The organism is Aquibium sp. A9E412 (genome assembly GCF_030398335.1).
Lineage (GTDB): Bacteria > Pseudomonadota > Alphaproteobacteria > Rhizobiales > Rhizobiaceae > A9E412.
This window is the reverse complement of the sequence record NZ_JAOAOP010000008.1, coordinates 59,388-79,532: the sequence shown is the minus strand read 5'-3', so window position 1 is coordinate 79,532 and position 20,145 is coordinate 59,388. Positions and strand designations below refer to the sequence as shown.

Genomic DNA, 20,145 nt, shown 5'->3' with positions numbered 1-20,145 from the left:
GGACCGGGGCATGAGCGCAGGACAACGGGCATGACCGCGCGCGACCCGGTGCGCATGGCCGTCCTCGGCGCCGCGCACGGCATCCGCGGCGAGATCAGGGTGCGCGCCTTCACCGAGGACCCGATGGACTTCGCCGCCTACGGGCCGCTGCGCAGCGCCGACGGCCGGCGCTTCACCGTCACCGCCGTGCGGCCCGGCAAGGCCGGCCCCATCGCCCGCTTCGCCGAGGTCGCCGACCGCAGCGCCGCCGAGGCGCTGGCCGGCACCGAGCTGTTCGTCGAGCGCGCCGCGCTGCCCGACGATCTCGAGGAGGACGAGTTCTACCAGGCCGACCTTATCGGGCTTGCCGCGCGCACGGCCGACGGCGGCGCGCTCGGCCGCGTCGTGGCGCTGCACGATTTCGGCGCCGGCGACATCCTCGAGCTGGCGCTCGCCGACGGGCGCAGCGCCATGATCCCGTTCAGCCGGGCGGCCGTGCCCGCCGTCGACCTGGCGGCCGGCACGCTCACCGTCGAGCCGCACGCGGCCGGCCTCCTCGCGAGCGACGACGATCGTGACGACGGCGAGACCGGCGAGGCCCGCGCGCCCGCCCCGGCGCCGCGCAGCACGGCCGACGGAGGTGCGGCGTGAGCTTTCGCGCCAGCGTGCTGACGCTCTATCCCGAGATGTTTCCCGGTCCGCTCGGCCTGTCGCTCGCCGGCCGCGCGCTCGAGGAGGGGGCGTGGTCGCTGCACACCGTGCAGATCCGCGACTTCGCCACCGACCGCCACCGCAGCGTCGACGACACGCCGGCCGGCGGCGGCGCCGGCATGGTGATGCGCGCCGACGTGCTGGCGCGCGCCATCGACCACGCCGCGCCGCCGGACGACCCGCGGCCGCGCCTGCTGATGAGCCCGCGCGGCCGGCCGCTCGACCAGGCCCGCGTGCGTGCGCTTGCCGCCGGTCCCGGCGCCGTCATCCTGTGCGGCCGCTTCGAGGGCGTCGACCAGCGGCTGATCGAGACGCGCGCGCTCGAGGAGGTGTCGATCGGCGACTACGTCCTGTCGGGCGGCGAGCCGGCCGCGCTGGTGCTGCTCGACGCGGTGGTGCGGCTGCTGCCGGGGGTGATGGGCAACGCGCTGTCCGGCCATGAGGAAAGCTTTGAGAGCGGCCTGCTCGAGCACCCGCACTACACCCGCCCGCAGCTTTTCGAAGGCCGGCCGATCCCCGAGGTGCTGACCTCGGGCAACCACGCCCGCATCGCCGCCTGGCGGCGCGCCGAGGCCGAGGCGCTGACGCGGCGGCGCCGGCCCGACCTCTGGGCCGCCTACCGCGCCGACCGGGAGACCGACGACACCGCATAGGCGCGGCCGCGCGGCCGCTCGCGGAGCGCCCGCCCCTGTTGATTCGCGCCGCGATGTCGTGTATGCGCGCTGCACGCAGACGGCCGAGGCCGGATGGCTCAATCCATGAACGCGTGAACCCGCTCCTGCCCCTCTGCGCGAAGGGCACTCTTCCAGGCGGTCGCAGACTGCCGTCGAGACGAGCGCTCTGACGGTTCGAGAAGAACAAGAGGACAAGTGCAATGGACCTGATCCGTCAGATCGAGGCCGAGCAGGCCGCCAAGATCGAGGAGAAGCGCAAGCTTCCCGAATTCCAGGCCGGCGACACGGTGCGCGTCCAGGTGCGCGTCACCGAGGGCACCCGCACCCGCGTGCAGGCCTATGAGGGCGTGTGCATCGCGCGCGCCGGCTCCGGCTTCCAGGAAAGCTTCACCGTGCGCAAGATCTCCTACGGCGAGGGCGTCGAGCGCGTCTTCCCGGTCTATTCGCCGCTGGTCGAGGCGGTCGAGGTCGTGCGCCGCGGCAAGGTGCGCCGCGCCAAGCTCTATTACCTGCGCGAGCGCCGCGGCAAGTCGGCCCGCATCACCGAGAACACCGGCGTGCGCGCCCGCCGTCTGAACGACGCCGAGCGCGAGGCGGTCGCCGCCGAGAAGCGCCGCGCCGAGGCCGAGAAGGTCGCCGCCGCCGAGGCGCTGGCCGCCGAGAAGGCCGCGCAGGAGGCCGCCGAGGCCGCCGCCAACACCGAGGCGGAAGCCAAGAGCGAGTAGCCGTCCGCGCCTTCGGGCGCGACCGGGCATCGAACGGGCGCGGCGGTCAGCCGCGCCTTTTTCGTTTCGCACGGTCATTGCCGAGGGGCAGCGCGAGCGTGTTCCGGGCCGTGCGCGACCCGGTCGCCGCCGGCGAGCGCGGCGCGCCGCGGCGCTGGCGCCGACCGGTGGACGGCGGAGCGGCGCGGCCCCGCCGGCCGCACCCGTGCCTCACAGCCCCGTCGTCACCACCACCTTGCCGTGGCGCTCGCGCGGCTGGCTCAGATAGTCGAACGCCTCGCGATAGGCTTCCATCGGGTAGACGCGGTCGATCTCCGGCTTCAGCGTGCCGTCGGCCAGCCGGTCGTAGACGAAGGCCGTTCCCCTGGCGCACATGGCCGGCGCCTCGACATAGTTGAACAGCGAATAGGGGTGGAAGACGGCGTTCTTCTGGAACATGTCGACGATCGGCAGCGTCGGGAACGCCGCGTCGAGCGTGCCGTAGAAGCAGATGCGGGCGTCGCGCGCCAGCGCCGGCGCATAGCGGCCGATCAGCCCGGCGCCGACCGGGTCGAAGGCGAGCACCACGCCCTTGCCGCCGGTGATCGCGTCGAGTTCGGCCGCCAGGTCGCCCGCGCCGGGCACCACCACGTGGTCGGCGCCCTTGGCTTCCAGGTAGGCGCGGTTGCGCTCGAAGCGCGTGGTGCCGATCATCGTCGCGCCCAGGTAGCGGCCGATCTGCAGCGCGGCCGCGCCGGCCGTGCCGGTGGCCGCGGTGACGAGCACGTCGTCGCCCGGGCCGACCCGGGCGATCTCGGCGAGCGGAAAATAGGCCGTCATGAACTGCATCCACACCGAGGCGCTCTCCACCGCGCTCAGCCCCTCGGGTGCCGGCGTCACGTAGCGCCGGTCGATGACCAGCTCCTCCGTCGAGGCGCCGCGGTTGCCGTAGAAATAGGGCAGCGTGCAGCAGCGCTGGCCGATCGCCAGGTCCTCGACCCCCGGCCCCAGCGCGTCGACGATGCCCGCCGCCTCGATGCCGACGCGCGCCGGCAGCTCGGGAAACGAGAACGAGTAGCGGTCCCACATCAGGTCCATGTCGCCCCAGTTGAGCGCGAAGGCCTCGACGCGCAGCCGCACCTCGCCCGGCCCCGGCTGCTGCGACGGCACGTCCTGGAACGTCAGGCACTGGTAGCCGGCATAGCGCGGGAGGAGCCAGGCGCGGGGCATGGGCGGATCCTTTCGGGAGCTTGCGGACAGCCGGGAGCGGCCGTCGTCGGGGAGGAATTTTAGTATGGCTAAAATCACGCCCATGCAGCGGCCTGTCAAGCCGACCGCGCGGCGGGCCGCGCGGCCCGGCCGGCCCGGCCGGACCGGCCGGTTCGGAACCGCGGCGCCGATGACGTATACCGGGGGCGGACCGATTCCGGCCGCCGGCGCCACGCCGGCGCCAACCAGCGATGGAAGGGAGCAAAGCCATGACCGCCGAGCAACAGAGCGACGCGCTGAACCGCGTCTACGCCGCCGACAGCCGCGACGCGCTGGCCGACGCCTATGGCGACTGGGCCGCCGCCTACGACCGCGAGACCGCCGCGCTCGGCTACTGCCTGCCCTATCTGGCGACCGCCTGGCTCGCCCGCCACCTGCCGGCCGACGCCGGGCCGCTGCTCGACGCGGGCTGCGGCACCGGCCTGTCGGGCCCCTATCTCGCGGCGCTCGGCTACCGGCCGATCGAAGGCCTCGACCTGTCGGAGGCGATGCTGGCGCATGCCGCCGAGCGCGGCGTCTATGCGCGGCTGGTGCGCGCCGCGCTCGGCGAGGCGCTGCCCTTCGAGGACGGCCGCTTCGCCGGCTTCCTGGCCGCCGGCGTGTTCACGCAGGGCCACGCCCCGGCCGCCGCCTTCGACGAGCTCGTGCGCGCCACCCGGCCCGGCGGCATCGGCGTGGCCACCGTGCGCGACCGGCTGGTCGAGGAGGCGGGCTTCGGCGCGACCTTCGCCGCGCTCGAGGCGGCCGGTCGCTGCCGGGTGATCGAGAAGAGCCCGCCCTTCCGCGCCTTCGCGGTGGCCGAGCCCGACGTCTTCGTGCATGCTTACGTGCTGCGCGTCGGCTAGCTGGCGCAGCCGGGCAAAGGCGTCGGCCGGACCGTCGGCGCGATGAGGAGGAACGGACGCATGGCAGGCGCGTTCTCGCCGCGATGAACGAGATACTCGCGGATTTCGTGCCGGGAACGACCCTGGCCTGGCAGGTGATCGCCGCCCGGCTCGGCGTCGCCGTGCTGCTCGGCGCCGTGCTCGGCTTCGAGCGCGAGCTGGTCGAGCGGCCGGCCGGGCTGCGCACGCACATGCTGGTGTGCCTCGCCTCGGCCACCTTCGCCATCATCGCGCTGGAGATCGTCTCGCTGTCGGCGTTCCGCGGCGACCACATCCGCGCCGACCCGATCCGCCTGGTCGAGGCGATCACCTCCGGCGTCGCCTTCCTGGCGGCCGGCTTCATCATCTTCAAGCGCGGCGCCGTGCGCGGGCTGACCACGGGGGCGGGCATGTGGCTCGCCGCCGCCACCGGGCTGGCTGCCGGTCTCGGCCTGTGGGTGGTTGCCGCGCTCGCCTGCCTGCTCGGCACGATCGTGCTGACGCTGGTGCGCTGGTTCGAGACCTCGCTGAAGTTCAAGCATCCGCGCCGCCGGCACGGCTATGCCGCCGACCGCGAGGCGCGCGCCGCCCACGCCAACGAGCCGGAGTGAGGCCGTCGCGCCGATTGCCCAAGCCGCCGCGAGTTGGTATGGACCTTTGCATGGAAGCGCTGTTCGCACATCCGGCCTATCGCCGCTTCGCCCTGCAGGACCGCAAGCGCCTGCCGGGCCGCTTCTTCGCGCGCTTCGCCGGGCTCGCCTCCGGCCGCGCCGGCTGACGCGCCGCGCCCGCCGCGCCGCCGCCCGAGACGCTTCTTTCAGGAACGAGAACCGATGACCAAACCGCGCACGCTCTACGACAAGATTTTCGACGACCACCTGGTCGAGCGCCAGGAGGACGGCACCTGCCTGATCTACATCGACCGGCATCTGGTGCACGAGGTGACCAGCCCGCAGGCCTTCGAGGGTCTCAGGCTGGCCGGCCGCGCCGTGCGCCATCCCGGCCGCACGCTCGCCGTGGTCGATCACAACGTGCCGACGACGCCGGACCGGGTCAACGGCATCCGCAACGAGGAAAGCCGCATCCAGGTCGACGCGCTGGCCAGGAACGCCGCCGACTTCGGCATCGAGTACTACGACCAGGCCGACCGCCGGCAGGGCATCGTCCACATCGTCGGCCCCGAGCAGGGCTTCACGCTGCCCGGCATGACGATCGTGTGCGGCGACAGCCACACCTCCACGCACGGCGCCTTCGGCGCGCTCGCCCACGGCATCGGCACCTCCGAGGTCGAGCACGTGCTGGCCACCCAGACGCTGCTGCAGTCGAAGGCCAGGAACATGCGCGTCGAGGTCGACGGCGCGCTGCCCGAGGGCGTGACGGCCAAGGACATCATCCTCGCCATCATCGGCGAGATCGGCACCGCCGGCGGCACCGGCCATGTCATCGAATATGCCGGCGAGGCGATCCGCGCGCTGTCGATGGAAGGCCGCATGACGGTGTGCAACATGTCGATCGAGGGCGGCGCGCGCGCCGGCATGATCGCTCCCGACGAGACCACCTTCGCCTATCTGAAGGACCGGCCGCGCGCGCCCAAGGGCAAGGCCTGGGACATGGCGCGCGCCTACTGGGAGACGCTGCACAGCGACGAGGGCGCGCATTTCGACCGCGTGGTGCGGCTAAACGCGGCCAACCTGCCGCCGCTCGTCACCTGGGGCTCCTCGCCGGAGGACGTCGTGTCGGTCACCGGCACGGTGCCGGACCCCGACGCGATCGCCGACGAGAACAAGCGCAAGTCGAAGCGGCGCGCGCTCGAATACATGGGCCTGACGCCCGGCACGCCGATCACCGAGATCGCGCTCGACCGCGTGTTCATCGGCTCGTGCACCAACGCCCGCATCGAGGACCTGCGCGCCGCCGCCAAGGTGGTCGACGGCCGCAAGGTGCACGAGCGCGTCGGCGCGATGATCGTGCCGGGCTCCGGCCTGGTGAAGGCGCAGGCCGAGGCCGAGGGGCTCGACAAGGTCTTCATCGAGGCCGGATTCGAGTGGCGCGAGCCGGGCTGCTCGATGTGCCTGGCGATGAACGAGGACCGGCTGAAGCCCGGCGAGCGCTGCGCCTCGACCTCGAACCGCAACTTCGAGGGCCGGCAGGGCTTCCGCGGCCGCACGCATCTGGTCTCCCCCGCGATGGCGGCGGCCGCCGCCGTGGCCGGCCGCTTCGTCGACATCCGCGACTGGCGCTGAGGCGCCGGCCCGCCGCGGCCTCCTTCGCACCCCGCCCGCCGGCCACCCGGCCGGACGGGGGTCGTGCATCGGGCGCATCGGCATCGCCCGGACGCGGGATGGCGAATTTTCCGCGTCGCCGCCCCCGGCATTAACCTCCCCTTGCGAACCGCTGCGCTAGGACGTGCCGACACGCGAGCGGGAGCCGGGCATGAGCGCCGCCGGATACATTCTGGCAATCAACCTCCTCGTCGCCGGCCTCTTCGCCGGCGCGTTCGGCCTGATCGGCACCTATGACAAGGTGCGCGTGCCGGCCCGCTGGATCGCGCTGTCCTTCCTTCTCGCGGCGGCCAACTTCGCGGTCGAATGGTCGGTCTCGGCCGTCGACCACCCGCGCCTCGTCGTCTTCACGGCCTTCGCCATCTCGCTCGCCGGCCTTGCCGTGCTCAATGTCGGGATCCTGAAGCACTATGCGGTGCCGATCCCGTGGCGGCTGCTGGCCGGTCTGTTCGTCGTGTCGCTGGCGCTCAATCTCGCCATCTACGACATGCCGCGCGCCTCCTTCCTGCGGGTGCTGCTCTACCAGGCGCCCTATGTCGCCGTTCAGGCGACGGCGGCGCTGCTGCTTCTGCGCGTGCCGGACAAGCGGCCGCTCGACCTGGCGCTGCTCGGCCTGCTCGCCGCGGGCGCGCTGCATTTCCTCGCCAAGCCGTTCTTCGCCGTCGTCTTCGGCGCGGGCGACCGGCCGCAGAGCTATGTCGACAGCATCTACGCGCTGATCTCGCAGTCGATGGGCGCGGTGCTGATCGTCGCGGTCGGCCTGATGATCGCCGTCATCCTGGTGCGCGACCTGCTGATCGACGCCACCGCCAAGTCCGAGACCGACGCGCTGACCGGCCTGCTCAACCGGCGCGGCTTCGAGCAGCGCGTGCCGCAGGTCGTGCGCCTCATGGCGGAGACGCGCCTGCCGGCGTCCATCGTGCTGTGCGACCTCGACCACTTCAAGATGGTCAACGACAGCTACGGCCATGCCGGCGGCGACCTCGTCATCCGCGCCTTCGCCGCGCGACTGGCCGAGGCGCGGGCGGAAAGCCACATCGTCGGCCGCATCGGCGGCGAGGAGTTCGCCGTGCTGCTGCCGGGCGCCAACGTGGCCGCCGCCCGCCTGTTCGCCGAGGGCATCCGCAGCGCCTTCGCCGCCGCCGCGGTGCCGGGCCTGCCCGAGACGATGCGCTTCGCCGCCAGCTTCGGCGTCGCCGAGCTGCAGGTGCACGACACCATGTCCGACATGCTGCGGCGCGCCGACATCGCGCTCTACGCGGCAAAGAACGCCGGCCGCAACCGCGTGCGGGTCGCCCCGCCCGGCGCGCGCGACGGCGGCGAGCGCCGCGCCCACCGCCCGGCGCGCTGATACCGCCGGCGCGCGCCTGCGTCGTTTTGCGTTGACAGCGGCCCGCCGATCCACAACCTTGCCGTGAGGTGCAGCATGCTGCACGCCGCGTCGGGGGCGCCATGAGCGAGACGGGCGAAAACGGTGGCGGCGGCCGGGATCCGGCGGCCTTGGGCTCGCTCGCGGTCGCCGTGCTGGCCCTCGTCCTGTCCGGGCTGTCCTACTGCCAGGTGCAGGGCGTCGAGACGCGCGAGCTGGCGGACGGCCTGGCCGCCGACGTCGCGGTCGCGCGGCAGAGCATCAGCGACTGCCTCGACACCGCGCCGGGCTGCGGGGCGGAGACGCTGCGCTTCCACCTGTTGTCCTACGAGGAGGCATTGTTGCGCGCGCAGACGCGCGCCGTGCCGATCGACGGCTATGTCCGGCCGGACGATCCGCAGGCCGGCTTCTGCGGCCTTGTCGCCGCCTTCAACGACCGTGCCGAGGTCGCCCAGCCCATGGAGTCGCGCCTATGCGAAGACTGATCGCCGCCCTCGCCCTCGCCCTTGCGTTGAGCCTGCCGGCGGGCCTTGCCGCCGCCGGCCCCGACGAGGCGCTCGCCGACCGTCTCAAGCAGACCGAGCTGGCCGGCCGGGTCGAAAGCCTCGCCTGCAGCCTCGGCGCCGGGCTCCAGGCCGGGCTCGAGCAGAACACCGAGGGGCTGGCGCGCCATCTGGGCGAGCTCGGCGAGACGGCGGCCGGGCTGGCGCGCGCCGCCGCATCCGCCGCCGAGACCGGCGGGCAGGAAGCCACGCCGATCGAGTACACCGACTGGGAGCGGGCGCTGATCGAGACGCGCTTCGGCGACGCCGCCTTCTTCGAGACCCACGAAGCGCTGTTTGCCGAGATCGCGCGGCGCGGCAGGGCGATCGCCGCGCATGTCGAGGCCGTGCTCGACGACGACGGCAATCTGCGCGACGGGCTCGAGCCGGCGGCGCTGCAGAAGGCCTTCGTGGCGGTGACGCGCGAGACGAGCGCGCTGCTCGACCTGTTCGGCATCGTCGCGGCCAAGCAGTCGAGCGTCGCCTGAGGCGGCCGCGCCCTACCGCTGCTGCGCGACGGCCGCGGAACCGGTGACGAGGCCGTAGCCGCGCATCTCCTCCGCGCTCAGATAGTAGAGCGCCTGCGGCGGCGTATCGAGCGCGTGCAGCCACAGCGCCGGATCGACGCCCATCGTCGCCAGGTGGCGGCTGATGCGCGCGGTGGTGAGCTGCGCGTCGGCCATCGCCTGCGCCGCCGAGGTGCCGCTGTCGGTGCCGGCGTAGAACTGGTGCACGCCGACCGCCGCCTCCGGCGCCACGCTGCGCGTCACCCCGCCGGCCAGCACGAGCGGACAGGACGAGGCGCACAGCGCGCCGTCCTCGACCCGCACCGCGATGGCGCGCTCGCGCAGCATGCGCGCGATCGCGATCGCGTCGTCGAGCGCGCCGCCCGGCGAGTTGAGCGAGACGGTCTCGACATATTCGCCGCGCGCGGCAAGCTCGTCGGACAGCCGCGCCGCCGCGCCGACATCGATGCTGCCCTCGGCGTTCAGCACGCCGCCGGGCTGCAGGGTGAAGCGGATCGGCCGGCTGAGCGCCGTCTCGTCGCCGCGCAGGAAGTCGCGCGGATCGATAGAGCGGCTGCCCGTCTCGCCGCCCTCCACCGCCGGCGGCAGCACCGGACGGGCGATCTCGGCCGGCGCGGCGCCCGAATCCGGCGCGCCGGCGCCGTTGGCGTCCATCAGCGCGCCGAAGTCGAGCACCAGCACGCCGACCGCGCCGGCGACCAGGCCACGGAAGGCCCAGCGCATCACCTCGCCGTCGTCGAAGCGGGCGAAATAGCGGCCGAGCACGCCCTTCGCCCGGGCGCTGGCGGATCGGAAGGGGCTGTCGCTGCGTGTCATGGGTCGCTCCGCTTGCGCTCGCCGCGCGCCAGCGGCGTCACGTTCTCCGGCGCGGCGGGTTCGTTCGGCTCGGCCGGTTCGGCCGGTCGGCCGGCCTGCGGCGCTTCCGCGCTGCCGCTCGCCGGCCCCTCTTCGCCCGCGCCATGCCGGCGCGCCGCCGTCAGCGCGTCGTGCAGGTCGAGCGAGCGCAGCATGTCGGCCGCGCTGATGCGCTCGGCGTCCGACAGGCTCTCCTCGTCGCGGCGGATGGCGCCGTAGACCACCGCCAGGACGCCGACCAGCACGCCGGGCAGCAGGTCGATCGAGATCGCCCCGGCCCAGCTCGGCAGGAAACTCGAGGCGTATTGCAGCACCGCCTCGGCCGACGACAGCGGCACGTAGCGCCGGTCGGGCACCGGCGGCTGCGCCATGATCTCGGCCGCCGCCTCCGACAGCGCCTTAGACTGGGCGTCGACCGAGCTCCGGACGGTCGCCATCACCGTGTCCTGGCGGCTGGCGAGATCGGCCGTGCCGCCGTCGGCCACCGGCGCGATGAAGCCGGCCGACAGGTCGGCCGCCGCGCGCGCCACCGACGGCGCGATCGAGGTCTGCTCGAGCGCGGCGATGACGCCGGCCAGCGCCACCGCCTCCTCGGCGAAGCGGTCGGAGCGCGGCGTCACCGGCCCGGCGCCGGAGACGAGGCCGCGCATCTCGGCCAGATGCTGCTGGCCCTCCTCGAACAGCGTGCGCACGGTCTCGCGCGAGCCCTGGATGGTCTCTTCCAGCTCGCGCATCTGGGCGGCCATCTGGGTGAGGAGCTGCACCACGCTGCCCGAGCCCGAGGTGCCGGTGAGCGCGCCGGATTCGCGCTCCTCCGCGGCCAGCCGCGAGAAGCGCTCGGCCGCCCGCTGGATGTCGGGCAGAAGCGACAGCGCGCCGAGCGCGTTGCCGTGCGCCTGGTCGAGGTCGCCGGTGTAGTCCTCCAGGGTCTCGGCCAGGTGCTGCTCGACGGCGGCCGAACCGGCGAGCGCGGCGGCGTTGAGCCACGACGACATGGCGACGATCATCAGCGAGCCGAGCGCCATGACGCCGATCAGCGTGGCGCGCGAGGCGGCGTCGCGCATTTCCGGCAGGAAGCGCGCCAGATAGGTCCAGAAGCCGTAGATGCCGACCGAGACGGCGGCCGAATAGACGACCGCGGCGAAGAAGACGAGCGGCGCCGAACCGTCGAGCAGGCTGCGCACGCCGAGATAGGTGTAGACGCCGCTCGCCAGCGCCAGCGTGGCGAGCACGAAGCGGGTCATGGTCTGCAGCGAGGCGACGTGGTCGCGCAGCTGGCGTGCGGAGCGGGCTTGGTTCATGGCGTCCTCTCCCCTTCACGGAGCGGAGAAAGATGACGAAAGCGGGGCCGGCGGCGAGGCCGGCGGCGACCCGGTCAGCGGCAGGAGCCCTCGAGCACCGGCAGCGCGCCCTCGGGCAGGCCGTACATGTAGCTGCGCCCCTTGATCAGCGCGCCGTAGCGCGTGCAGTCGCGGCGGTAGACCACGCGGTCGGTCTTGCGCAGGTAGAGCACGTCGGGGCGCTCGGCCGCCGCATACTCCTCGGCCAGATGGCCGCGCCCCACGACGATGCGCTTGTAGCCGGCCGGGCTGTAGACGACGAGGTTGCCGAAGGAATCGGCATAGACGTGCTCGTGGCCGGCGCCGGCGGCGACCGGCAGCGCGCCGGCGGCCAGCAGGCCTGCGGCAAGGGCGAAGGCCGGGCTTCGCATCGATCGGGTCTTGCGCATGGCGCGCCTCCTTGTCAGCTCCGCCCCCTCCGAGCCGAACTTAACGCTTTCTTAACGCTTGTCACGCCGCCGGCGCGTCCTTCCTCCACCGCGATTGACAGACATGGTTAATTTCGCCGATGGAGAGGCCATGACCGATCAGAGCCCTCCCGCCGTTTCCCTGCTGCACCTCAAGGACGCCCACGAACTGGCCCCGCTGCTGGCCGCCTACGCCCAGGCGCTGAAGCGTGGCGCGCCGCGCCGGCCCGACGAGTTCTACGCCGAGACGCTGCTGCAGGACCGCCGCGCCGAGCTGCTCGGCGCCCGCTTCGGCGACCGGCTCGCCGGCTTCGCCATCTTCCACGACCTGCCCGAGCCGGTGTCGGGCATGCGCTACGGCCTGTGCGACCACCTCTACGTGCACCATGCCGAGCGCGGCCGCGGCGTCGGCAAGGCGCTGGTCGACGCGCTCGCCGCCCATGCCGAGGAGCGCGGCTGGTCGCGGCTGATGCTCAACGCGCCGCGCTTTCCCGAGGACGGGCGCCGGCTCTACGCCCGGCTCGCCGAACCGGCCGACTGGTCGAGCTTCGTCATCCGCTTCGAGCACGGCTGAGCGGTGACGGGATTGATCGGCCGTCGGACAAGCGGCTAGCTGGCGCCATGACAGCGATTCGCCCCACCGCCGCGCGGGCCGCGACCGCCCTGCTGGCAGCCCTTCTCGCCGCCGGCTGCACCGCGACCGGCAACGACGCAGCACCCCAGACCGCCGACCCGCAGCCGCGCGAGGCGACCTATCGCTGCGAAGAGGAGGGCGACCTGGCGATCGTCAACCGGCGCGCGGCCGTCGACGTGGTCAGCCCGCGCGGCGTCGAGGTGACGCTGCCGGCCGCCCCCGCAGGCCAGCACAGCCGCTATGGCGCGCCGCCCTACGCGCTGGTGCTGGAGGGCCGCGACGCGCTGTGGATGGCGACCGGCAAGACGCCGATCAGCTGCCGCCGGTAGGCGCGCGGCGGTGCCGGTGCGCAGGGCGCGAACCGCGCGCGAAAGCGCCCGCCACTTAATCGGTTGAAGCCGGCGCCGTGCGCTGGTCGCCGCGGGGGGTCGTCCTAAATGCGCATGCGATCACGCTTTTTGCGGCTTTGACGCAGTGCGAAAAGCGCTTTAGAAAGCCGGTGCCCGCGAGCCGCGCAAGCGCGTCGGCGCCGGTCCGGGCAGCCAATTTGGGGGAGTCATGACGAAATCCGCAACCGGTCGTGCCCCGCTGCGTCCGCGGCCGATCTCTCCGCATCTCCAGATCTACCGCCTGATTCCCACCATGGCGATGTCGATCGTCCACCGCATCACCGGCGCGGCGCTCTATTTCGGCACGCTGCTGGTGGTCTGGTGGCTGGTCGCCGCGGCCACCTCGCAGGCGCAGTTCGAGCTCGTCAACGGCATCTTCGGCTCGTGGCTCGGCCGCCTGGTGCTGTTCGGCTACACCTGGGCGCTGATCCACCACATGCTCGGCGGCGTGCGCCATCTCATCTGGGACACCGGCCACGGCCTCGGCAAGCGGACCTCGACGCGGCTCGCCTGGGCGACGCTGATCGGCTCCGTCACGCTGACGTTCATCGCCTGGATCGCCGGCTACGTGGCAAGGGGAGGCTTCTGACCATGGCGCACATGCGCACACCGCTTCGCACCGTCCGCGGCCTCGGCTCGGCCAGGGAGGGCACCGACCACTTCTGGCGCCAGCGCCTGACGGCGCTCGCAAACCTGCCGCTGGTGCTGTTCTTCATCGGCTTCGTCATCGCGCTCAACGGCGCCGACTACGAGACCGTGCGCGGCGCGCTCGCCAACCCGCTGGTCGCGCTGATCCTCGGCCTGACGCTGGTCTCGGTGCTCTACCACATGCGCATCGGCATGCAGGTCATCATCGAGGACTACGTTCACGCCGAGGGCCCCAAGGTGGCGCTCATCGTGCTCAACACCTTCTTCCCCATCGTGGTGGGAGCCGCCGCGCTCTTCGCCCTTCTGCGCATCGCCTTCGGAGGCTGACCGATCCATGGCAGCGGACAACAAGGCCGGCACGGCCTATGATTTCGTCGATCACAAGTTCGACGTGGTGGTGGTGGGCGCCGGCGGCGCCGGCCTGCGCGCCACGCTCGGCATGGCCGAGCAGGGCCTGAAGACGGCCTGCATCACCAAGGTCTTCCCGACGCGCTCGCACACGGTGGCCGCGCAGGGCGGCATCGCCGCCTCGCTGCAGAACATGGGCCCCGACCACTGGCAGTGGCACATGTACGACACGGTGAAGGGCTCCGACTGGCTCGGCGACGTCGACGCCATGGAGTATCTCGCCCGCGAGGCGCCGGCCGCCGTCTACGAGCTCGAGCATTACGGCGTGCCCTTCTCGCGCACCGAGGAGGGCAAGATCTACCAGCGCCCCTTCGGCGGCCACATGCAGAACTTCGGCGACGGCCCGCCGGTGCAGCGCACCTGCGCGGCGGCCGACCGCACCGGCCATGCCATCCTGCACACGCTCTACGGCCAGTCGGTCAAGAACAACGCGCAGTTCTTCATCGAGTATTTCGCCCTCGACCTGATCATGTCGGAGGACGGCGTGTGCACCGGCGTCGTCGCCTGGAATCTCGACGACGGCACGATCCACCGATTCGCCGCCAAGACGGTGGTGCTGGCGACCGGCGGCTACGGCCGCGCCTACTTCTCCTGCACCTCCGCCCACACCTGCACCGGCGACGGCGCCGGCATGATCGCGCGCGCCGGCCTGCCGCTGCAGGACATGGAGTTCGTCCAGTTCCACCCGACCGGCATCTACGGCGCCGGCTGCCTGATCACCGAGGGCGTGCGCGGCGAGGGCGGCTATCTGGTCAATTCCGAGGGCGAGCGCTTCATGGAGCGCTACGCGCCGTCGGCCAAGGACCTCGCCTCGCGCGACGTCGTCTCGCGCTGCATGACGGTGGAGATCCGCGAAGGCCGCGGCGTCGGCAAGGACAAGGACCACATCTACCTGCACCTCGACCACCTCGACCCGGCGGTGATCCACGAGCGGCTGCCCGGCATCGCCGAATCGGCGCGCATCTTCGCCGGCGTCGACGTCACCCGCGAGCCGATCCCGGTGCTGCCGACGGTGCACTACAACATGGGCGGCATCCCGACCAACTACTGGGGCGAGGTGCTCAACCCGACGGCCGACGACCCCGACCGCCTGGCGCCCGGCCTGATGGCCGTCGGCGAGGCGGGCTGCGCCTCCGTGCACGGCGCCAACCGGCTCGGCTCCAACTCGCTGATCGACCTCGTCGTGTTCGGCCGCGCCGCGGCGATCCGCGCCGGCCAGACGATCGACCGCGAGGCCAAGGTGCCGCCGGTCGACGAGCGCGCCTGCGAGCGCATCATGGAGCGCTTCGACCGGCTGCGCCACGCCGACGGCGCGACGCCGACCGCCGCGCTGCGCGAGAAGATGCAGAAGGCCATGCAGGAGGACGCCGCCGTCTTCCGCACCCAGGAGACGCTCGAGCAGGGCCGCGACCGCATCCAGGCCATGTGGGGCGAGCTCGCCGACCTCAAGGTCTACGACCGCTCGCTGATCTGGAACTCCGACCTGGTCGAGACGCTGGAGCTGGAGAACCTGATGGCCAACGCCATCACCACCGTCCATTCGGCCGAGGCGCGCAAGGAGAGCCGCGGCGCGCATGCCCGCGAGGACTTCTCCGAGCGCGACGACGCCAACTGGCGCAAGCACTCGCTCGCCTGGGTCGACGAGGCCGGCACGGTGCGGCTCGACTACCGCCCCGTGCACACCGAGCCGATGCTGAAGGCCGAGGACGGCGGCATCGACCCGGCCAAGATCGCCCCCAAGGCGCGGGTGTACTAGATTGGGACCAGGAGGCCCGGATGAGCGGGCCGCGACGGGTTCGCTCAAGGCGCGCGTTCCCATGTTGCCCGGTTGATCAAAGAGCAAGGCAATGGTTGAAATCACCCTCCCCAAGAACGCGCAGGTCACCGAAGGCAAGGCCTGGCCCAAGCCGCAGGGCGGCAATCTGCGCGAGTTCCGCGTCTACCGCTGGTCGCCCGACGACGACGCCAACCCGCGCGTCGACACCTATCACGTCGACCTCGACGACTGCGGCCCGATGGTCCTCGACGCGCTGTTGTGGATCAAGAACAAGGTCGACCCGACGCTGACGCTGCGCCGCTCCTGCCGCGAGGGCATCTGCGGCTCCTGCGCGATGAACATCGACGGCACCAACACGCTGGCCTGCACCAAGGGCATGGACGAGATCGACGGCGCGGTGAAGGTCTACCCGCTGCCGCACATGCCGGTGGTCAAGGACCTGGTGCCCGACCTCACCGTGCCCTACGCGCAGCTTTCCTCGATCGAGCCGTGGCTGCAGACCGTCTCGCCGGAGCCGGCGAGCGAGTGGCTGCAGAGCCGCGAGGACCGCGCCAAGCTCGACGGGCTCTACGAGTGCATCCTGTGCTTCTGCTGCCAGACCGCCTGCCCGAGCTACTGGTGGAACGGCGAGCGCTATCTCGGCCCGGCCGTGCTGCTGCAGGCCTATCGCTGGCTGATCGACTCCAGAGACGAGGCGACCGGCGAGCGGCTCGACAATCTCGAGGATCCGTTCCGGCTCTATCGCTGCCACACCATCATGAACTGCACCCAGGCCTGCCCCAAGGGGCTCAACCCGGCCAAGGCGATCGCCGAGATCAAGCAGATGATGGTCGAGCGGCGCGTCTGACCGGCACGGCGGCCGCGCGCCTCTCCGTCCTGCGCGCCTGCGGCGACGCGGCGAAGATCGGCCGGGTCGCCGCCGCACGGCTTGCATGGGCGTGTTGCACGGCCGCGAACGCGCGATATATGGTGCCTTGGGTGTACGGATCTGCTTAGAACGCACCTGAAGGAGCCTGAGATGACAAAGCGCACATTTCGCGTGAAGGCACTTTGGGACGAAGATGCGCGGGTCTACTATGCGGAAAGCGACATTGTCGGGCTGCATATCGAGGCCGCAACCATCGACGAGTTCGAGGACCTCATGATGGATCTGGCGCCCGAGCTGATCGTCGCCAATCATCTCAGCGCAACGGACTTGGCCCGCAAGCCGTGCAAAGACTTGATTCCGGCCATTCTCTGGCAACGCCCGGAAAAGACCCCTGCCGCCGCCTGAAACCTGGCCGAAGGTTTCTATAACGACGTCTGCAAGGAAATCGCCGCTCTCGGCTTTCGCTTCTGGAAGCCCGCCAAAGGATCGCACGAAAAGTGGCGGAACGAGAAGACCGGAACGGTGCTTCTCGTTCCGCGCCATCTGAGAAGCCGGCATACAGCAAACGGCATCCTCAAGGACGCGGGTGCGACGAAGCGGTTCTGAAAACGCCGCGCGCCCGGCGCTGCGTGCCCGCCGGGCCGCTCACGCAAGCGTGTTGCGGCTTGAATTGAAACCCGCGGGCGCCCTGTTACGTCTTTTCCCGACACACGGGAGAAACGAGACCATGCTGCGCACCATCGCCGCCGCCTTCGCCCTGTCGCTCGCCGGCTTCGTCGCCGCGCCGGCCGTTGCCGCCGAGGAGAAGACCGCCATCTTCGCCGGCGGCTGCTTCTGGTGCGTGGAGGCGGATTTCGACAAGGTGCCGGGCGTCACCTCCACCGTGTCGGGCTATATCGGCGGTACGAGCGAGAACCCCACCTATCGCGACCACGCCTCGACCGGCCATCGCGAAGCGGTGAAGATCGGCTACGACCCGGCCGTCGTCTCCTACGAGACGCTGCTCGACGTCTTCTTCCATTCCGTCGACCCGACCGACGCCGGCGGCCAGTTCTGCGACCGCGGCCACAGCTACACCACCGCCATCTACACGCTCGACCCCGACCAGGCCGCCGCTGCCGAGGCGGCCCGGCAGGCCGCCGCCAACGAGCTCGGCCAGACGGTGGTCACGCCGATCGAGCCGGCACCCGCCTTCTGGCCGGCCGAGGACTACCACCAGGGCTACTACAAGAGCGAGGAGAAGGTGCTGACGCGCTTCGGCTATATCGACCGCGCCGACGCCTACCGGCGCTACCGCGAGGGCTGCGGCCGCGACGCCCGGCTAAAGGCGCTGTGGGGCGACGAGGCGCTGCGCGGCATCAAGGCCGGCTCCTAAGGCGTTTCAAGGCGAAGCGGAAACCGGTTCGCCGTTCGGAAAAATTGCGCCAGGGCAGCAGGATGGCGCCGGTGTGCCACCCTGTGAGACGCGGAGGCGCGGACAGGAGAAAGGCCCGCCCGGTCGGCGACCGGCGGGCCTTTTTTTCGCGCCGCGGGCGAGGCGTCAGCCGTTCGCCGCGGCGATGCGCTCCTCGGCAATCTCCTGCGCCACGTCGTTGGTCGGCCGGCCGGCCGCGTCGGAGCGGCGGAAGATGTCGAGCAGCGTCAGCGGGATCTCCGACACCTTGGCCATCGCCGCCTTGCGGTCGTAGCCGCCGGGCGCCAGCTCGGCCGCCACGTTGATGAGCCCGCCGGCATTGATGACGTAGTCGGGTGCATAGAGCACGCCGCGCTCCATCAACCGCCGCGCGTCGTCGTGCTCGGCGAGCTGGTTGTTGGCCGAGCCGGCGACGATGCCGGCCCCCAGCCCGGGGATGATGTCGCGCGACAGCGCGCCGCCCAGCGCGCAGGGCGCGAAGACGTCGGCCGCGACGCCGGCGATCCGGTCCGTGTCGACTGCCTGCGCGCCGAAAGCCTGTTGCGCCCGCGCGAGCTGTGCGCCGTCGATGTCGGCCACCGTCAGCCGGGCGCCCGCGGCATGCAGCTCCTCGCACAGCGCGTAGCCGACCGAACCGAGGCCCTGGACGGCGACATGCACGCCGGCCAGCGCATCGCTGCCGCGGGCATGGCCGAGCGCGGCCTTGAGGCCGAGGAAGACGCCGTGCGCGGTGACCGGCGAGGGGTTGCCGCTGCCGCCCACCGTCGTGCCCGTCACGTTCGGCGTGCGCGCGCGCAGGAAGTCGGCGTCGGCGACCGTCAGCCCGACATCCTCGCCGGTGTAGAACTGGCCCTCGAGCGCGGCCAGCATCTCGGCATAGGCCTCGAGCAGCGCCGGCGTCTTGCCGGTCCTGGAATCGGCGACGATCACCGCCTTGCCGCCGCCGAACGGCACGTTGGCGATGGCCGACTTGTAGGTCATGCCGCGCGACAGCCGCAGCGCGTCGGTGAGCGCCGCCTCGAAGCTCTCGTGCGGCCACACCCGCGTGCCGCCCAGCGCGGGGCCGCGCGCGGTGTTGTGGATGGCGACGATGCCGGTCAGGCCGCGCGCCTCGTCGCGGCCGAGCCAGATGCGCTCGTGACCGTCGAAGGCCTTGAGCTTGCCGGCCTCGCCGGTGATGTCGGTGATCTCCAGCGTCATGGCTCCACCCGGCCGGCGCAGCGAGCGCGGCTCGCGAACATGCAGCATGAAACATCCTCCCGTGGATTGCGCATTGGCCGAAGTCTACCCTCCGCGACCGGTTCTTTGGTTGCGAAGTCAACGGCCGGCCGGCCCTTCCGTTGCGCGAGGCGCCTGTTTCGGTTGCGAATCTGTCCGCCGGCAGGCGCGGCCCGGCGCCACGGCATTCACGCCGCGCTAACCGTCGCCGCGCCATGCTCGCCGGCGGCGCGGAGCGCGTTCGCCGCACGCCCCCGCCTGGAGAAATCGGCGCGCGAGAAGGGTGAAGCGACGGTGGACGACTTCCTCGTGTCCATGCAGCCGGCACTGCAGAAGGCGCGCGGCGAATGGCTCGACGGGCTGGCGCGCGAGCGCCGCCTGGCGCCGCTCACCGTCGAGGCTTACGAGCGCGACACGCGGCAGTTCCTGCAGTTCCTCACCGGCCATTGCGGCGGGCCGCCGGGCCTCGCCGAGCTCGCCGAGCTCCGGCCAGCCGACCTGCGCGCCTTTCTCGCCCATCGGCGCAAGGCCGGCGCCGGTCCGCGCAGCCTGTCGCGCGGGCTCGCCGGCGTGCGCTCCCTGCTGCGTTTCCTCGAGCGCCGCGGGCTCGCCAACGCGGCCGCCGCGGGGGCACTGCGCGCACCGCGCCAGCCGCGCGGCCTGCCCAAGCCGCTGACGGCGGCCGACGCCCGACGCGCCGTGTCGGCCGGCGCGCAGCTCGCCGAGGAGCCGTGGATCGCCGCGCGCAACGCCGCCGTGCTCACCCTGCTCTACGGCGCCGGTCTGCGCATCTCCGAAGCGCTCGGCCTGACCGGCGAGCGGCTGGCCGGGCCGCGCGAGACGACGCTGCGCGTCGCCGGCAAGGGCGGCAAGACGCGGCTGGTGCCGCTGCTGCCGGCCGCGCTCGAGGCGGTCGCCGCCTATCGCCGCCTGTGCCCCTACCATCTGGAGGCCGGCAAGCCCCTGTTCCGCGGCGCCCGCGGCGGGCCGCTGCAGCCGGCTATCGTGCAGCGCGAGATGAAGCGGCTGCGCAGCGCCCTCAACCTGCCCGACACCGCGACGCCGCATGCGCTGCGCCACTCCTTCGCCACCCACCTGCTGGCCGCCGGCGGCGACCTGCGTGCCATCCAGGAGCTGCTCGGCCACGCCAGCCTGTCGACCACCCAGGTCTACACCGGCGTCGACACCAGCCGGCTGCTCGACATCTACGACGCCGCCCACCCGCGCGCCCGCCGCGCCTGACGGCCCGCCGCGCCGGCCGCGGATG

24 protein-coding genes are annotated in these 20,145 nt (G+C 72.1%); 19 read left to right on the top strand and 5 right to left on the bottom strand.

Going from position 1 to position 20,145, the window contains the following annotated elements; genetic code table 11:
• The first annotated feature begins 30 nt into the window (after positions 1-30).
• From rimM to rplS, 3 genes are all read left to right on the top strand, one after another.
• Positions 31-630 carry a ribosome maturation factor RimM gene (rimM, locus tag N1F89_RS05760; RefSeq protein ID WP_290082460.1) on the top strand — a complete coding sequence of 200 codons (600 nt, stop codon included), beginning with the start codon at positions 31-33 and terminating at the stop codon, positions 628-630.
• Positions 627-1,343 (top strand): tRNA (guanosine(37)-N1)-methyltransferase TrmD, encoded by a 717-nt coding sequence (trmD, locus tag N1F89_RS05755; RefSeq protein ID WP_290082458.1) that lies wholly within the window; start codon positions 627-629, stop codon positions 1,341-1,343. Before rimM ends, trmD begins: the two co-directional genes overlap by 4 nt.
• Before the next feature lie 221 nt (positions 1,344-1,564).
• Positions 1,565-2,089 carry a 50S ribosomal protein L19 gene (gene rplS / locus N1F89_RS05750; RefSeq protein WP_290082457.1) on the top strand — a complete coding sequence of 175 codons (525 nt, stop codon included), beginning with the start codon at positions 1,565-1,567 and terminating at the stop codon, positions 2,087-2,089.
• 210 nt (positions 2,090-2,299) lie between these two features.
• On the opposite strand, the gene N1F89_RS05745 is transcribed toward rplS, so the two are convergent.
• Positions 2,300-3,298, bottom strand: a complete 999-nt coding sequence (locus N1F89_RS05745; RefSeq protein ID WP_290082456.1) for a zinc-binding dehydrogenase — start codon at positions 3,296-3,298, stop codon at positions 2,300-2,302.
• A gap of 248 nt (positions 3,299-3,546) precedes the next feature.
• Here N1F89_RS05745 and N1F89_RS05740 point away from each other — a divergent pair, with 248 nt between their 5' ends.
• From N1F89_RS05740 to N1F89_RS05715, 6 genes are all read left to right on the top strand, one after another.
• Positions 3,547-4,182 carry a class I SAM-dependent methyltransferase gene (locus N1F89_RS05740; protein ID WP_290082455.1) on the top strand — a complete coding sequence of 212 codons (636 nt, stop codon included), beginning with the start codon at positions 3,547-3,549 and terminating at the stop codon, positions 4,180-4,182.
• Positions 4,183-4,265: 83 nt separating this feature from the next.
• Positions 4,266-4,811: an MgtC/SapB family protein gene (locus N1F89_RS05735; RefSeq protein WP_290082451.1), complete on the top strand. Its 546-nt coding sequence runs from the start codon at positions 4,266-4,268 to the stop codon at positions 4,809-4,811.
• Between the two features lie 222 nt (positions 4,812-5,033).
• On the top strand, positions 5,034-6,443 hold the full coding sequence (gene leuC / locus N1F89_RS05730) for a 3-isopropylmalate dehydratase large subunit (protein ID WP_290082449.1): 1,410 nt from the start codon (positions 5,034-5,036) through the stop codon (positions 6,441-6,443).
• Between the two features lie 190 nt (positions 6,444-6,633).
• Complete coding sequence (locus N1F89_RS05725; protein ID WP_290082445.1) at positions 6,634-7,833, top strand: GGDEF domain-containing protein; 1,200 nt, start codon at positions 6,634-6,636, stop codon at positions 7,831-7,833.
• A 101-nt stretch (positions 7,834-7,934) separates the two neighbouring features.
• Positions 7,935-8,336 carry a hypothetical protein gene (locus N1F89_RS05720; protein ID WP_290082442.1) on the top strand — a complete coding sequence of 134 codons (402 nt, stop codon included), beginning with the start codon at positions 7,935-7,937 and terminating at the stop codon, positions 8,334-8,336.
• Positions 8,324-8,881 (top strand): hypothetical protein, encoded by a 558-nt coding sequence (locus tag N1F89_RS05715; RefSeq protein ID WP_290082439.1) that lies wholly within the window; start codon positions 8,324-8,326, stop codon positions 8,879-8,881. Before N1F89_RS05720 ends, N1F89_RS05715 begins: the two co-directional genes overlap by 13 nt.
• A 12-nt stretch (positions 8,882-8,893) precedes the next feature.
• Here N1F89_RS05715 and N1F89_RS05710 read toward each other — a convergent pair whose 3' ends face one another.
• The 3 genes from N1F89_RS05710 to N1F89_RS05700 all read right to left on the bottom strand — a co-directional run bounded on the left by N1F89_RS05710 (position 8,894) and on the right by N1F89_RS05700 (position 11,504).
• Entirely contained in the window at positions 8,894-9,736 is an 843-nt protein-coding gene (locus tag N1F89_RS05710; protein ID WP_290082438.1) for an ATP-dependent Clp protease proteolytic subunit, read from the bottom strand.
• Positions 9,733-11,076, bottom strand: a complete 1,344-nt coding sequence (locus N1F89_RS05705) for a hypothetical protein (RefSeq protein WP_290082436.1) — start codon at positions 11,074-11,076, stop codon at positions 9,733-9,735. The genes N1F89_RS05710 and N1F89_RS05705 overlap by 4 nt, the downstream gene beginning before the upstream one ends.
• 74 nt (positions 11,077-11,150) lie before the next feature.
• Positions 11,151-11,504, bottom strand: coding sequence for a hypothetical protein (locus N1F89_RS05700; RefSeq protein WP_290082434.1), 354 nt, complete (start codon positions 11,502-11,504; stop codon positions 11,151-11,153).
• Positions 11,505-11,634: 130 nt separating this feature from the next.
• Between N1F89_RS05700 and N1F89_RS05695 the strand changes: the two genes are divergently transcribed.
• From N1F89_RS05695 to msrA, 9 genes are all read left to right on the top strand, one after another.
• Positions 11,635-12,096 carry a GNAT family N-acetyltransferase gene (locus N1F89_RS05695; RefSeq protein WP_290082432.1) on the top strand — a complete coding sequence of 154 codons (462 nt, stop codon included), beginning with the start codon at positions 11,635-11,637 and terminating at the stop codon, positions 12,094-12,096.
• 47 nt (positions 12,097-12,143) lie between these two features.
• Entirely contained in the window at positions 12,144-12,485 is a 342-nt protein-coding gene (locus tag N1F89_RS05690; RefSeq protein WP_290082430.1) for a hypothetical protein, read from the top strand.
• Between the two features lie 229 nt (positions 12,486-12,714).
• Positions 12,715-13,134 carry a succinate dehydrogenase, cytochrome b556 subunit gene (sdhC, locus tag N1F89_RS05685; RefSeq protein ID WP_290082427.1) on the top strand — a complete coding sequence of 140 codons (420 nt, stop codon included), beginning with the start codon at positions 12,715-12,717 and terminating at the stop codon, positions 13,132-13,134.
• A 2-nt stretch (positions 13,135-13,136) separates the two neighbouring features.
• Positions 13,137-13,520: a succinate dehydrogenase, hydrophobic membrane anchor protein gene (gene sdhD / locus N1F89_RS05680; RefSeq protein ID WP_290082424.1), complete on the top strand. Its 384-nt coding sequence runs from the start codon at positions 13,137-13,139 to the stop codon at positions 13,518-13,520.
• Positions 13,521-13,527: 7 nt separating this feature from the next.
• Positions 13,528-15,357 carry a succinate dehydrogenase flavoprotein subunit gene (gene sdhA / locus N1F89_RS05675; RefSeq protein ID WP_290082420.1) on the top strand — a complete coding sequence of 610 codons (1,830 nt, stop codon included), beginning with the start codon at positions 13,528-13,530 and terminating at the stop codon, positions 15,355-15,357.
• A 91-nt stretch (positions 15,358-15,448) separates the two neighbouring features.
• On the top strand, positions 15,449-16,225 hold the full coding sequence (locus N1F89_RS05670) for a succinate dehydrogenase iron-sulfur subunit (protein ID WP_290082418.1): 777 nt from the start codon (positions 15,449-15,451) through the stop codon (positions 16,223-16,225).
• A 171-nt stretch (positions 16,226-16,396) separates the two neighbouring features.
• Positions 16,397-16,651 carry a DUF1902 domain-containing protein gene (locus N1F89_RS05665; RefSeq protein WP_290082415.1) on the top strand — a complete coding sequence of 85 codons (255 nt, stop codon included), beginning with the start codon at positions 16,397-16,399 and terminating at the stop codon, positions 16,649-16,651.
• A gap of 3 nt (positions 16,652-16,654) precedes the next feature.
• Entirely contained in the window at positions 16,655-16,852 is a 198-nt protein-coding gene (locus N1F89_RS20685) for a type II toxin-antitoxin system HicA family toxin (protein ID WP_354670307.1), read from the top strand.
• Between the two features lie 121 nt (positions 16,853-16,973).
• Positions 16,974-17,621, top strand: a complete 648-nt coding sequence (msrA, locus tag N1F89_RS05660) for a peptide-methionine (S)-S-oxide reductase MsrA (RefSeq protein WP_290082413.1) — start codon at positions 16,974-16,976, stop codon at positions 17,619-17,621.
• A 165-nt stretch (positions 17,622-17,786) separates the two neighbouring features.
• Here msrA and N1F89_RS05655 read toward each other — a convergent pair whose 3' ends face one another.
• Complete coding sequence (locus N1F89_RS05655; protein WP_290082411.1) at positions 17,787-18,908, bottom strand: Glu/Leu/Phe/Val dehydrogenase dimerization domain-containing protein; 1,122 nt, start codon at positions 18,906-18,908, stop codon at positions 17,787-17,789.
• A gap of 285 nt (positions 18,909-19,193) precedes the next feature.
• Between N1F89_RS05655 and N1F89_RS05650 the strand changes: the two genes are divergently transcribed.
• Positions 19,194-20,120: a tyrosine recombinase XerC gene (locus N1F89_RS05650; RefSeq protein ID WP_290082480.1), complete on the top strand. Its 927-nt coding sequence runs from the start codon at positions 19,194-19,196 to the stop codon at positions 20,118-20,120.
• The last annotated feature ends 25 nt before the right edge of the window (positions 20,121-20,145 follow it).

Coding starts and splice junctions, on each gene's coding strand:
- sdhC (WP_290082427.1), top strand. CDS start 12,715: ATGACGAAATCCGCAACCGGTCGTGCCCCGCTGCGTCCGCGGCCGATC.
- N1F89_RS05740 (WP_290082455.1), top strand. CDS start 3,547: ATGACCGCCGAGCAACAGAGCGACGCGCTGAACCGCGTCTACGCCGCC.
- N1F89_RS05700 (WP_290082434.1), bottom strand. CDS start 11,504: ATGCGCAAGACCCGATCGATGCGAAGCCCGGCCTTCGCCCTTGCCGCA.
- N1F89_RS05720 (WP_290082442.1), top strand. CDS start 7,935: ATGAGCGAGACGGGCGAAAACGGTGGCGGCGGCCGGGATCCGGCGGCC.
- N1F89_RS05695 (WP_290082432.1), top strand. CDS start 11,635: ATGACCGATCAGAGCCCTCCCGCCGTTTCCCTGCTGCACCTCAAGGAC.
- N1F89_RS05650 (WP_290082480.1), top strand. CDS start 19,194: ATGCAGCCGGCACTGCAGAAGGCGCGCGGCGAATGGCTCGACGGGCTG.
- N1F89_RS05735 (WP_290082451.1), top strand. CDS start 4,266: ATGAACGAGATACTCGCGGATTTCGTGCCGGGAACGACCCTGGCCTGG.
- N1F89_RS05715 (WP_290082439.1), top strand. CDS start 8,324: ATGCGAAGACTGATCGCCGCCCTCGCCCTCGCCCTTGCGTTGAGCCTG.
- N1F89_RS05690 (WP_290082430.1), top strand. CDS start 12,144: ATGACAGCGATTCGCCCCACCGCCGCGCGGGCCGCGACCGCCCTGCTG.
- sdhA (WP_290082420.1), top strand. CDS start 13,528: ATGGCAGCGGACAACAAGGCCGGCACGGCCTATGATTTCGTCGATCAC.
- N1F89_RS05725 (WP_290082445.1), top strand. CDS start 6,634: ATGAGCGCCGCCGGATACATTCTGGCAATCAACCTCCTCGTCGCCGGC.
- sdhD (WP_290082424.1), top strand. CDS start 13,137: ATGGCGCACATGCGCACACCGCTTCGCACCGTCCGCGGCCTCGGCTCG.
- N1F89_RS05745 (WP_290082456.1), bottom strand. CDS start 3,298: ATGCCCCGCGCCTGGCTCCTCCCGCGCTATGCCGGCTACCAGTGCCTG.
- N1F89_RS05710 (WP_290082438.1), bottom strand. CDS start 9,736: ATGACACGCAGCGACAGCCCCTTCCGATCCGCCAGCGCCCGGGCGAAG.
- N1F89_RS05705 (WP_290082436.1), bottom strand. CDS start 11,076: ATGAACCAAGCCCGCTCCGCACGCCAGCTGCGCGACCACGTCGCCTCG.
- leuC (WP_290082449.1), top strand. CDS start 5,034: ATGACCAAACCGCGCACGCTCTACGACAAGATTTTCGACGACCACCTG.
- rplS (WP_290082457.1), top strand. CDS start 1,565: ATGGACCTGATCCGTCAGATCGAGGCCGAGCAGGCCGCCAAGATCGAG.
- rimM (WP_290082460.1), top strand. CDS start 31: ATGACCGCGCGCGACCCGGTGCGCATGGCCGTCCTCGGCGCCGCGCAC.
- N1F89_RS05670 (WP_290082418.1), top strand. CDS start 15,449: ATGGTTGAAATCACCCTCCCCAAGAACGCGCAGGTCACCGAAGGCAAG.
- msrA (WP_290082413.1), top strand. CDS start 16,974: ATGCTGCGCACCATCGCCGCCGCCTTCGCCCTGTCGCTCGCCGGCTTC.
- N1F89_RS05665 (WP_290082415.1), top strand. CDS start 16,397: ATGACAAAGCGCACATTTCGCGTGAAGGCACTTTGGGACGAAGATGCG.
- N1F89_RS05655 (WP_290082411.1), bottom strand. CDS start 18,908: ATGCTGCATGTTCGCGAGCCGCGCTCGCTGCGCCGGCCGGGTGGAGCC.